The sequence below is a fragment of the Desulfosoma caldarium genome, from assembly GCF_003751385.1.
GTDB classification, from domain to species: Bacteria; Desulfobacterota; Syntrophobacteria; order Syntrophobacterales; family DSM-9756; genus Desulfosoma; species Desulfosoma caldarium.
On the sequence record NZ_RJVA01000011.1, the window covers coordinates 45,228 to 57,569 of the forward strand.

A 12,342-nucleotide genomic window follows, 5' to 3' on the forward strand; every position below is an offset into this window, starting at 1 on the left:
TCCTTTGGGGGAGGTTTTCATGGAAATTACCATTCATGCTGTGGCACCAGAACGGAGAAAGGATCGGCCAAAGGATGCGGAGTTGGTTTTTGGTAAAGTGTTTAGCGACCATATGTTTTTAATGGATTACGAGACGCCGCAGGGATGGTCCAACGCACGGATCGTTCCTTACGGGCCCCTGTCTTTGGACCCCGCGGCCATGGTGCTTCACTATGGCCAAGGCATCTTTGAGGGTCTCAAGGCCTACCGCGGTGCCGACGGGCGCATTCATCTCTTTCGCCCACTGGAAAACATGAAGCGTTTTAATAGGTCGGCTCAACGCATGTGCATGCCAGAAGTGGACATCCATTTTCATCTGCAGGCCATCGAAACTTTGGTTCGACTGGACGCGGACTGGGTGCCTCGAAGCAAAGGGGCCTCGCTCTACATTCGCCCCACCATGGTTGCTTCCGAACCCCATCTGGGCGTGCGGCCGGCCACGGAATACCTTCATTATGTGATCACGGGACCTGTAGGGGCGTACTACCCGGAAGGGTTCAACCCGGTCAAGATTTACGTCACGGACGAATATGTGCGGGCCGTGCGCGGTGGTGTGGGAGAAGCCAAGACCATGGCCAATTATGCGGCAAGCCTTCAAGCCCAGGAGGTGGCCAAGAAGAAGGGCTACACTCAGGTGCTGTGGCTGGACGCCGTGGAACGCCGCTACGTGGAAGAAGTGGGCACCATGAATATCTTCTTCCGGTTGAAAGACGAGCTGGTGACACCGCCTTTGAGCGGCTCCATTCTGCCCGGGGTCACAAGGGACTCGGTGATTCACCTGGCACAACATTGGGGCCTTACGGTGCACGAACGACCCATCACCATCGATGAAGTCCTGGACGCTATCGCGATGGGAACCATGAAGGAAATCTTTGGCACAGGCACGGCGGCGGTCATTTCCCCCGTTGGCCAGGTCTGCTACAAGGACAAGACCTACCGGGTGGGAAACGGCGGCGTGGGCGAATGGTCCCAACGTTTTTATGACGAATTGACGGGGATTCAATACGGCGACAAGGAAGATCCCTTTGGGTGGGTTCATACCATTGTTGCCTAGGCACCTGAGGCGGCGGGATGCCCGCGAACGTTCTGTTTTGAGGCCCCCGGGCGCGTGGGGTGGTGCAGCGACGAAGCCCTCGTCGAGCGTTTGTGCGTCAAGCCGACGACAAGCGCGCGACGTGGTGCCTTTGACAGATTGAAAAACGTTTGGAGTGGCGGACGCCTGGACAACGTGACACGCCGTGCGGCCCTCCACCATGCCTTCAGCCTAGGAGGGCGAACCGCAAGAGGAGTTCTTCCAAAGGACGAGCCTGAGGGAATGCTCCCTCCCGCGGGCCGTGTTGTGGAATATGCTTTGAGTCTTTGGACGAAGGAAAGACTTCAGAGTGCCTCGACGCCTTTGTCGGAAGAATGTCACAAGGTATTTGTCGAGCTGGGGTTGAATTTCTCACAGGGTGTCATTAGACTCATACTAGGTGGGCGATAGAGACCTCGCCTTCTCCTAACCCCTCCTTGACCTGCCCGGCTCCCCCCTCCGGCCGGGCAGGTTCTTTTTAGAACACCGTCTATAACCGGACCTGTTCGACGGAGAGAATCATCGGATTGGCGCGCAGGGCGTTCAAAGCCTCCTCCGGCGCTTCGGTATCCAGGCGAATGATGGCCACGGCCTTATCTTTTTCCGGCGTGCGGCTCAAGTGCATGTTGGCAATGTTGATGTGAAAGGTGCCCAGGGTGGTCCCGATAAAACCGATGACTCCCGGAGTGTCCTTGTTCTGAACGATAAGGTTGATGCCTTCCAGTTCGGCCTCCAGCCGATAGGTGTTGAAACGAATAAGACGGATTTCGTTCCCGGGGAAAACGGCGCCGGTGGCCGATTTTTTTTGGCCTTTACTTTCCACGGTGACACGGATGAGCCCCGTGTAGCCTTGAGTTGCTGTTGTGCGGGTGGCCGTCAGCTGGATCTTGCGTTCCTGCAAGAGCAGGGGGGCGTTCACCAAGTTGACCTTTTCGGCCAAAATGGGGTCCAAAAGCCCCTTGGCGATGCTTTGGGTCAGGGGGTCCAACGGCAGCTCTTGAAGTTCCGGGCCGCTGTATTCGATGTCCACCCTCTCGATGGGGGTGCTCAGTTGGCCGTGCAGGTGCCCGAGCTGTTCGGCGAGCCTCATGTAGGGGCGAAGGCGGTCGTATTCTCGAGCGCTCATAGATGGGAAATTGACGGCGTTACGAATGATACCTCGTTTGAGGTAATCCAAAATCTGCATGGCGATGGCTCGAGAGACGTTTTCCTGAGCCTGAGTGCTCGACGCTCCCAGATGGGGCGTGAAGATGACGTTGGGCAATCTCAATAGTGGGCTTCCCTCGGGAGGCTCCTTGGCAAAGACATCCAAGGCCGCTCCGGCCACATGCCCAGAGACGATGGCTTCATAAAGGGCCTCTTCATCGATAAGGCCGCCTCGCGCGCAGTTGATGATTCTTACCCCTTTTTTCATTTTGCTCAGGGTGTCCCGATTGATCAGGTTGCGTGTCTCGGCAGTGAGGGGCGTGTGGAGGGTGATAAAGTCTGCGCGAGACCACAGCTTGTCCAGCTCCACCCACTCGGTTCCCAAAATGGCCGCCGTTTCCGGCGTGATGTGCGGGTCGTGTGCCAAGACGTTCATTTTGAAGCCCAGAGCCCGATCGGCCACGATGGTGCCGATTTTTCCTAGGCCAACGATGCCCAAAGTCTGCTGATAGAGTTCGGTGCCCATGAAGCGTTTCTTGTCCCAGCGACCTTCCCGCATGGACTGGGTGGCCTGAGGAACGTGCCGGGCCAGGGCCAACATGAGCGCCATGGTGTGTTCCGCCGCCGCCATGGCGTTGGCTCCGGGAGTGTTCATCACCAGAATGCCTCGAGCGCTGGCGGCTTGAACCTGAATGTTGTCCACCCCCGTGCCGGCTCGGCCGATGACCTTCAAGCGCGGAGCGTTTTCCAAAAGATCGGCTGTGACTTTGGTGCGGCTGCGCACCACCATGGCGTCGCATTCCGGCAGTATTTCTCGAATAAGTTCGGCGCTGGGTTGATCCGGCGCCAGCACTTCCACGTCCGGATCGGCACGCAAAATGTCCAAACCTTGGGGATGCAGTCCGTCACAGATGAGGATTCTCATGGTCCTGCTCCTGGATGTCAGCCCAGATAGGCTTTTTTGATTTCAGGATCTTGAGCTAGCTCCCGAGCCGGGCCTTCCATCACGATGCGCCCCGTTTCCAAGACGTAGGCACGGTGAGCGTAGCGCAAAGCGAGGTGCGCGTTTTGTTCCACCACGAGAATGGTGGTGCCTGTCTCATTGAGTTCCTTAAGGACCCGAAACAGTTCCTGCATGAGCAGTGGCGAGAGCCCCATGGACGGCTCATCCAGGAGAATCCAGCGCACACCGGACATGAAGGCTCGGCCCATGGCCAGCATCTGCTGTTCTCCGCCGCTCAGTGTGTCTGCCCTCTGGTTTTTTCGGTCAGCCAGTCGAGGAAACAGGCCAAACACTCGATCCATGTCTTTGGCGATGGCCCCTGTATCTTTTCGAGCGTAGGTGGCGATGCGAAGATTTTCCATCACGGTCAGGTTGCCGAAAATGTGGCGTCCTTCCGGCACCAGGCCGATGCCGTGCTTGGCCACTACCTCGTGGGGCGGCACATGCAGGAGGTTCGTGCTGCGAAATCGCACCGTTCCTTTCGTCACCACGGGCCCTTCCGGGGGCGGCAACCGCATGATGCTGCATAGCGTTGTCGTCTTGCCGGCGCCGTTGGCGCCCAGCAAGGCCACCATTTCCCCCTCACGCACAGTGAAAGAAATGCCGTGCAGGGCTTGAATGTTGCCGTAGCGCACGTGCAGGTCTTTGACTTCAAGCATGGCTCAGCTCTTCACTCCCAAGATAGGCCTGAATCACACGAGGGTTGCGCCGAATGTCTTCAGGGGATCCATCCGCGATGGTTTCTCCAAAATCCAGCACCTGCACGCGTTCGCAGACGCTCATGACCACCCGCATGTGGTGTTCGATGAGCCAGATGGTCAGTTGAAACGACTGGCGAATCCAACGAATGGTTTCCACCAGTTGTTGGATTTCGCCTGGGTTCATGCCCGCGGCCGGTTCATCCAGAAGCAGGAGTTTGGGCTGGGTGGCCAGAGCTCGAGCGATTTCCAGGCGCCGCTGCAGGCCGTAGGGCAAGTTGCTGGGTTGTTCCTGAGCGTAATGGCGCAGCCCCATGATTTCCAAAAGTTCTTCGGCAGTGCGCCGCACGGCGCGTTCGCGCCGCATGTAGCGGCCCGTGCGCAGGATGGTGTCCAGCAGCCCATAGCCGAGGCGGAAGTGTTGGGCGATGCACAGGTTGTCAAAAACGGAGAGGGTGTTCCAGAGCCGAATGTTTTGAAAGGTGCGGGCGATGCCCATGGCGGTGACCGCGTGCGGTCTTAGTCCCGCGATGTCTTTGTCCTGAAAAAGAATCTGTCCTTCCGTCGGCTTGTAAAACCCGCACACCAAATTGAATACGGTAGTCTTTCCTGCGCCGTTGGGGCCGATCAGACCCAAAAGCTCTCCGCCCTGCACGCTGAGGTTGAAATTGGCCACGGCTCGCAGGCCACCGAAGTAGTGGGTGAGTTTTCGAATGACAAGGAGCGCCATCTAGGCCTCCTTTCCCGCGGCAAACCAGCGACGAAGCCTGGGAAAGACGTCCGTGAGTTCTCGGTTTCCAAGGAAGCCTTCGGGCCGCAGCAGCATGAGCAGGATGAGCAGAAGCGGAATCACCACCCATTTGATGACCTGTAGCGGTCGCAGCAATTCCAAGATCAGGGTAAAGGCCACGGCGCTCAAGACCGACCCGCTCAGGGATCCCATCCCCCCCAGATAGACCATGACCATGACTTCCGTCGATTTCATGATGGTAAAGGTCCCAGGGTTGATATAGCCCAAAATATGCGCAAAAAGGCCTCCGGCAATTCCGGCAAGACCGGAAGAAAGCATGAAGGCCATGAGCTTCATACGCCGCGTGTTCACGCCCATGATTTCGGCGGCGATTTCATCGTCTCGAATCGCCACGATACCCTTGCCGTAGGATGAAGACACAAAACGGTGCAGCACCCACACGGTAAGTCCCGTGCAAACCAGAATCCACAGCATGACCCAAGGGATGTTCCACACCGCTTCCATGCCTTCGATGACTTTGCGCATGCCCATAAAGCCTCTGGCACCGCCGATGGCTTGAATGTTTTCCACGGAACTCTTGACGATGTAATTGACCGCCAAGGTGATGATGGCAAGATAGTCGCCTCGGGTGCGAAAGGACGGAAACGCCACCAAAAGACCCGCCAGAGCTGCCGCCACGCCTCCGGCAAAAAGCGTCACCGGAAAGAGGTACACGGCCGCCGAGGGCGAAAGCAATGCGGGCCCAAAAACCTTGTGCGAGGTAAACAGCCACACGTTGAGGATGGAGGCCACATAGGCGCCGACGGCCATAAATCCTGCATGCCCGCAGGAGAATTCCCCCATGTATCCGTTGATCAGGTTCAAGGAGCTGGACAGGATGATGTTGATGCCGATGAACATCACGACGAGTTGCACATAGGGTGTGAGCCATCGAGCCTGACAGATCCAGAGAAGCACGAGAGAAAAAATGACGTAGAGCCAGAATCCTAGGAAGCGTCGCATGCTCTTGTCCTGCCCTCAGATCTTGGTGGCTCGAGCGACCCCGAAAATGCCCGTGGGTCGAAAGCTCAAGAAGACCAAAAGAGTGCTGAAGGCAATGAGATCCCGCAGGGTGGATGGAAAAAGGGCGGCCACGAAAATTTCTACAAAGCCGAGAAGAAATCCGCCCACAAAGGCGCCTCGAATTTCACCGATGCCGCCGATGACGGCGGCGATAAAGGCTTTCCAACCGATGAGCGCTCCCATGTAGGGTTCCAGGACCGGATAGGCCGAAGCGAAAAGGACGCCCCCCAAAGCCGCCATGGAAGATCCCAGAATAAAGGTGAACACGATGACCCGGTCCACAGGAATGCCCATGAGAGGCACGGCCATGCGGTCATAGGAGACGGCCCGCATGGCCATGCCCAGTTTAGTCTTTCGCACGACGGTTTCCAGAAAGAAAAAGACCAAGATCGTGGCGAGGATGACCAGGAGCTTGACATTGGTGACCAGCACGCCACCGACGTCATAGACGGTGGCCGGAATCAGCGTGGGAAAACTGCGTCGGCTGGCGCCCAAGAGGGCCAAGTTGCCGTTTTCCAAGAGCAGGCCGCACATGAGGGCGGTGATGACCACGTAGAGGCGCGGAGCCCCTCGACGGCGCAGAGGTCGATAGGCCACCCTTTCCAAGGTCACGCCCACGAGGGCGGTCAAAGCCATGGTGGCCACAATGGTGAGGGCGAAAACCAAAGGTGGGGATAGGGCTGTGGGAAGCTTGAAGGCATAGGCGCCTAAAAGGAAATTGGCGACGAAGAAGCCAATGTAGGCTCCCACCATGAAGATGTCCCCGTGGGCGAAGTTGATCAGGAGCAGAACGCCGTAGACCAGAGTGTAGCCAAGAGCGATGAGGGCGTAAAAACTTCCCCATTGTAAGGCGTTGAGAATGTTTTGCAGCAGTAGATCCACTATTCGTTCCGTTTTTCGTTAAAAGTTATGGTTGGACCCTTTTCGGTGAACGTCTTGCCGTCCCCATCAAGCCTTCATTTTTAAAGGAGCGCCGCGAGGCCATGCGGCCCTGGCGGCGCTCCTTTTAATGGTGCCGTTGAACCGCGGGTCTGCGAAAGGCCGCGGAGCCTCTTTGCCTTTCACTTTCGAAGCAGCAGAAATTCATGCCCTCATGAAAAGGCAAAAGTCTCGTCCCTCTGGGGTTCCTTGAAGCCCCGGGCGGGCTTCGAATTTAGGGGCACACAGACTTGAAAAATTCGAACTCACCCGTGTCACTGATCTTCACCACCACCGCGCACTTGATAGGATCCCCCTCAGGCGTGAAGGTCATCTTGCCGGTGATCCCGTCAAAGTCCTTAATCTGGGCCAAGGCGTTCTTTACTTTTTCCCGGTCTTTGTCCAGATTTCCGGTCAATCCACCCGTGTTTTGAATGGCTTGAATCAGCAGCCGAATGGCATCCCAGGTGAGTGCCGCCACATCGTCCGGAACATACCCGTACTTGGCATTGTATTTATCGATGAACTCTTTCGTGGCCCCCTTGGCTCCGGCCGCCGCATAGTGGGTTGTGAAGAAAAGACCCTTGCAGTCGTCGCCGCACAGTTTCATCAGTTCCGCCGACCCCCAGCTGTCACTGCCCATAATGGGTTTTTTCCAGCCCAGCTGATGGGCCTGTTTAACGATGAGCGGCACTTCGTCGTAGTATTGCGGGGTAAAGAGCACATCGGCACCGGACTTGACGATGTTGGTCAGCTGAGCACTGAAGTCGCGGTCCTTGGTGGTGAAGGTTTCAAAGGCCACGACGCTACCGGGACCATGAATCTTTTCAAAGGCTTCCTTGAAGTATTGCGCAAGCCCCATGGGATAATCGCTGGCGATGTCGTAAAGGACCGCAGCTTTTTTCGCCTGGAATTCTTCCGAGGCGAACTTGGCCGCTACAGGGCCTTGAAATGGATCCAGGAAACAGGCACGAAACACATAGGGTCGATCTGTGGTGGTCTGAGGGTTAGTGGACCAAGGGGAAATCATGGGTGTTTTGTAGGAGTTGCAGACTTCTCCCGCGGGAATGGCCTGCTTGCTGGCTTGAGGGCCGATGACGGCCAGCACCTGGTCCTGCGTGATAAGCTTCAAGGCCGCGGCTGTGGCCGACTCCGCCTTGGATTCGTTGTCCTCGTAAATGAATTGCAACATGTAGGTCTTGTCCCCGACCTTGATGCCACCTGCCCCGTTCACTTCCGCCAGAAGAATCTCCGCGGCATATTTGGATCCTTCGCCCACCTTGGGAATGTCCCCGGTCAGAGGAATGTTGAAACCGATCTTGATGGTGTCCACGGCCCACACCCCAGGTGCGCAAACTAGGACGGCCATGAGGATCAAGAAAACAGTCAAGGGTTTTCTTTGGGACATGGCTTTTCCTCCCTGGCTTGAAAAGTGAAAGGGTTTATGGCACATCACATTTGGGTCAAAATGGGGCTTTCATAGCACAGGCTCACATGCGCTTTCAATCACGAAGCTTTACGTAAAAAGAATTGGTACACCAGCGCCAAGGTTCATGAAAGGAGTCAAAGCTCATGCTGCTCCACCCTAAAAAGGAAAGCTACGGTTATCTAGATTCGCGGTCGCAGGAGATCATGCACAAGACCATCGAGTTTTTTGAAGCGAAAGGAAAGGCCAAGCTTAAGGAAGACTATCACAAGCAGGTCTGGTACAAGGACTTTCTGCAGTTCGTTAAGGAAAACGAAATCTTTGCCCCGCTTCTGACTCCCTCGGGCTACGGCGGAGGCGACCCGGTCTATCGCTGGGATACGCGGCGCATCTGCGACATGAATGAAATTCTGGGCTTCTACGGCCTGCCTTACTGGTACACCTGGCAGGTGACCATTTTGGGGCTGGGCCCTATCTGGATGAGCGCCAATGAGACGGCCAAAAAGAAGGCGGCACAGCTCCTGAAGGAAGGCCACATCTTCGCCTTTGGCCTGTCGGAACGGGCGCACGGCGCGGACCTCTATTCCACCGAAATGGCGTTGACCCCGTTGGGCAATGGGCGTTACGTGGCCGACGGTGGCAAATATTACATCGGCAACGGCAATGAAGCCGCCATGGTCTCCACTTTTGGCAAAAACAGCGAAACCGGTGAGTACGTTTTTTTTGCTGTAGATTCCCGCCATGAAGCTTACGAGTGCATTCAAAACGTGGTGGCTTGGCAGGGGTTCGTGGCCGAATACGCCCTGAACGGCTATCCGGTGACCGAAGACGACATCCTGTCCACGGGCCAGGCGGCCTGGGACGCAGCCCTGAACACGGTCAATGTGGGTAAGTTCAATCTGGGGTGGGCCTCCATCGGCATTTGCACCCACGCTTTCTATGAAGCCATCACGCACGCCGCCAACCGAAATCTCTACGGTAAGTGGGTGAGCGATTTCCCTCACATTCGGCAACTTTTCGTGGACGCCTATGCACGGCTGGCCGCCATGAAGCTCTTTTCCACTCGCGCCATCGATTATATGCGATCCGCGTCCCGGGAAGACCGCCGCTACCTGCTCTACAACCCCATGGTGAAGATGAAAGTGACCACCGAAGGCGAGCACGTGATCAACCTGCTATGGGACGTGATTGCGGCCCGCGGCTTTGAAAAGGACGTCTACTTCGAAATGGCCGCTCGGGAAATCCGCGCCCTTCCCAAGCTGGAAGGAACCGTGCATGTGAACATGGCTTTGGTGGTCAAATTCATGAAAAACTTCCTTTTCAACCCGGCACCGTTTCCGCATATCCCTAAACGGGACGATGCGGCGAACGATGATTTCCTCTTCAACCAGGGCCCCACGGGTGGTCTCAGTCAAGTGCTCTTCCACGACTACCGCATCGCCTACGACAGCATGGATCTGCCCAACCTGGCCGTCTTCAAGGAACAAATCGAGGCGTTTAAGCGATTCCTTATGGCGGCCCCGCCCAGCAAGGAGCAGAGCCGCGACATCGACTTTCTGTTAAGTCTCGGAGAACTTTTTACACTCGTGGCTTACGGCCAGCTCATTCTGGAAGAGGCCGCCATGGACAATGTGGACAAGAACCTCGTGGATCAGATCTTTGATGTCATGGTCCGCGATTTTTCCAAGTTCGCCCTGGAGATCTACTCCAAACCCAGCAGTACGCCCGAACAGATGGATTTGTGCCAGAAGATGATCCGCAAGCCTCACGTGGATTCGGCCCGGTTTGCGACCGTCTGGAACGACCACATCTATGCGCTCAAAGGTGCCTATGAAATGAACAGATGACGAATAACGGGAAAGGAAGGCGAGTACGTTGTGGCCATCCAGGATGCCATGACCTCGAGAAACCTGCCGGTCAAGGAAAAGCATGTCTTTCCTTTTCCGTGCTAACCTGCGATTGCCGACAAAAGGAGACGCCCCATGACACGCTACCCAAGGCTTTTCTCCCCCATCGTGTTAAAAGGCTTTACCCTTGCCAATCGGATCACCATGGCTCCCCTTTTTGCCGGTTACGCAGGTGCCGACGGCACGGTCACCCCGCTCCTTCTGGATCATTACCGGGAAATGGCGCGATCGGGGGCGGCCATGATCGTGGTGGAAAACATCGCGGTTCATGTAACGGGCTTGGGAAGTCCATATATGCTCCGTGCCGACGACGATCGCTACCTGCCGGGCTTGGAACAACTGGCCCGAATCATTAAGGGTGAAGGAGCTGTGGCGGCGGCCCAGATTAACCACGCGGGCCGATTTGCTTACACGCCAGAGCGCTTAGCGCCGTCGCCTTTTCGAACGGGTGAGGTCGTGCCCAAAGAGATGGACGAAAGGGATATGGAAACCATCCGCCAAGCCTATGCGGCCGCAGGTCGAAGACTGCGGGACGCTGGATTCGATGTGGTGGAGATTCACGGCGGTACAGGATACCTGCTGGTGCAGTTTCTGTCGCCGCGGACCAACCAGCGCCGGGACGCCTACGGAGGACCGCTGGAGAGCCGCATGCGCTATCCCCTGGAGGTGGTGGAAGCGGTTCAGGATGCCGTGGGTGCCGGCTTTCCGGTGGGCTATCGGTTTCTGGCCGATGAGTGCCTTCCAGATGGACTCGGCCTGGAGGAGACATCCGTTTACGCCGTGGAACTGGAGAAGCGGCGGGTGGCCTATCTTTCCGTCATGGCCGGAACCTACGATTCCTTTTTCCTGCCGGACTATCTCGCCAGAGAAAAGAGGCAGGGGTACATGGTCGATTTTGCCGCCCGAATCAAAAAGGCCGTCCCCAGCACTCCCATCATTACCGCCGGGCGCATTCAGGATCCGCAGACGGCCGAAAGCATTCTCACGGAAGGCAAGGCGGACCTCATCGGGCTGGCCCGCATCCTTTTTGCCGATCCTCTCTGGCCCAGGAAAGCCAAGGGTGAAGTGGCGGACTCCATCGTGCGATGCGAACCAACCTGTTCGCTGTGCATGAAGCGGGTCATGAAAGGAAAGCCCGCCCTATGTTCCCAGTGGCCCAAGGAAAAGAGAGAGGCGTTTCTCGCCCGGTGCAACGAATCGCCGGATGAAGTCCAACGGGACATGGAGGCATGAGCGCGGGAACACGGAGAAAGGTCATGGATGAGGAGTTTTACCATCGTCTTTTGGATGTCATGGCCGACGGCGTCTATTTTGTGGACACGGCCCGACGAATCACTTTCTGGAACAAGGGGGGGAGCGCATCAGTGGTTACACCGCCCAGGAGGTGCTGGGAAGGTCCTGCGCCGATAACATCCTGAGGCACGTGGACGCCGCAGGGCGGGAACTGTGCCTGGACGGCTGCCCGCTGGAGGCCGTGGTCCAGGACGGCCGAATGCACGAGGCTCAAGTTTACCTGCACCACAAGCTGGGGCACCGAGTTCCTGTGCATGTGCGTGCCACGGCCCTGCGAGATCCCGCCGGCCACATCCAGGGAGCCGTGGAAACTTTCCGCCCCGCTTTCGAAAAAATCAATGTTCTCCATGAGCTTCAGAAGCTTCGAAAGGAGGTGCTCAGAGACCCACTCACCGGTGTGGGCAATCGCCGCTATGCCGAGATGTGCCTTCAGGAATGCGAAAAGAATGCAAAGGAACACGGCGTCCCCTACGGCGTTCTCATGGTGGATATCGACCATTTTAAAGCCGTCAATGACACCTGGGGCCACGGCGTGGGCGACAAAGTGCTCAGGATGGTGGCGGCCGTGCTAGACGGTTCCGTCAGAGGCCTGGATGCCGCCTGCCGATGGGGTGGGGAGGAATTCGTGGTTCTGTGCCGCAACACTTCCACCGACGGGTTGCGCGCTGTGGCGGAACGCCTGCGCATGCTCGTTGAAAAGAGCTGGCTCGATCACCAGGGGAAACAGATCGCGGTGACCGTTTCCATCGGAGGCGCCATCTCCCGCCCGGGCGAAACCGCCGAGGCCGTCGTGGACCGGGCCGACCAGCAGCTTTATCGAAGCAAGAATGAAGGCCGAAACCGGGTGAGCCTTGAAGGATGAGGCGTTGTGGGTGATGCATGCCACGTGAGCAGAAAATGCCCGGAAATCCTTGAGCGATGGGAAGGGTTTTGCTCCCGTCCAAGGGTTCGGCGCGTCGGTGCCCAAGGCCACCCCATACGTTCTTTGCAGCCCGCAGGCGTGCAGTGATGGGCCCTCGCCTGTTCC

Annotated in this window: 10 protein-coding genes; 4 read left to right on the forward strand and 6 right to left on the reverse strand. The window is 57.1% G+C overall.

The genetic code is table 11. The features are described from left to right. The first annotated feature begins 19 nt into the window (after positions 1–19). Positions 20–1,093, forward strand: a complete 1,074-nt coding sequence (locus tag EDC27_RS06065) for a branched-chain amino acid aminotransferase (protein ID WP_123290109.1) — start codon at positions 20–22, stop codon at positions 1,091–1,093. 508 nt (positions 1,094–1,601) lie between these two features. On the opposite strand, the gene serA is transcribed toward EDC27_RS06065, so the two are convergent. From serA to EDC27_RS06095, 6 genes are all read right to left on the reverse strand, one after another. Further along, a complete protein-coding gene (gene serA, locus EDC27_RS06070) occupies positions 1,602–3,182 on the reverse strand; it encodes a phosphoglycerate dehydrogenase (protein WP_123289736.1) in 1,581 nt (526 codons plus the stop codon). A gap of 17 nt (positions 3,183–3,199) precedes the next feature. Then, on the reverse strand, positions 3,200–3,919 hold the full coding sequence (locus EDC27_RS06075; RefSeq protein WP_123289737.1) for an ABC transporter ATP-binding protein: 720 nt from the start codon (positions 3,917–3,919) through the stop codon (positions 3,200–3,202). Then, positions 3,912–4,688, reverse strand: coding sequence for an ABC transporter ATP-binding protein (locus EDC27_RS06080; protein WP_123289738.1), 777 nt, complete (start codon positions 4,686–4,688; stop codon positions 3,912–3,914). The genes EDC27_RS06075 and EDC27_RS06080 overlap by 8 nt, the downstream gene beginning before the upstream one ends. After that, complete coding sequence (locus tag EDC27_RS06085; protein WP_123289739.1) at positions 4,689–5,711, reverse strand: branched-chain amino acid ABC transporter permease; 1,023 nt, start codon at positions 5,709–5,711, stop codon at positions 4,689–4,691. It abuts the gene before it with no gap. A gap of 15 nt (positions 5,712–5,726) precedes the next feature. Beyond that, on the reverse strand, positions 5,727–6,656 hold the full coding sequence (locus EDC27_RS06090; RefSeq protein ID WP_342778635.1) for a branched-chain amino acid ABC transporter permease: 930 nt from the start codon (positions 6,654–6,656) through the stop codon (positions 5,727–5,729). A 268-nt stretch (positions 6,657–6,924) separates the two neighbouring features. After that, positions 6,925–8,058: an ABC transporter substrate-binding protein gene (locus EDC27_RS06095; RefSeq protein ID WP_211334825.1), complete on the reverse strand. Its 1,134-nt coding sequence runs from the start codon at positions 8,056–8,058 to the stop codon at positions 6,925–6,927. A gap of 203 nt (positions 8,059–8,261) precedes the next feature. Here EDC27_RS06095 and EDC27_RS06100 point away from each other — a divergent pair, with 203 nt between their 5' ends. The 3 genes from EDC27_RS06100 (at position 8,262) to EDC27_RS06110 (ending at position 12,177) form a co-directional block, all read left to right on the forward strand. Then, positions 8,262–9,962, forward strand: a complete 1,701-nt coding sequence (locus EDC27_RS06100; protein WP_123289742.1) for an acyl-CoA dehydrogenase family protein — start codon at positions 8,262–8,264, stop codon at positions 9,960–9,962. 135 nt (positions 9,963–10,097) lie between these two features. Beyond that, a complete protein-coding gene (locus EDC27_RS06105; protein ID WP_123289743.1) occupies positions 10,098–11,255 on the forward strand; it encodes an oxidoreductase in 1,158 nt (385 codons plus the stop codon). Between the two features lie 151 nt (positions 11,256–11,406). Further along, positions 11,407–12,177, forward strand: coding sequence for a GGDEF domain-containing protein (locus EDC27_RS06110; protein ID WP_211334791.1), 771 nt, complete (start codon positions 11,407–11,409; stop codon positions 12,175–12,177). Positions 12,178–12,342 lie beyond the last annotated feature (165 nt).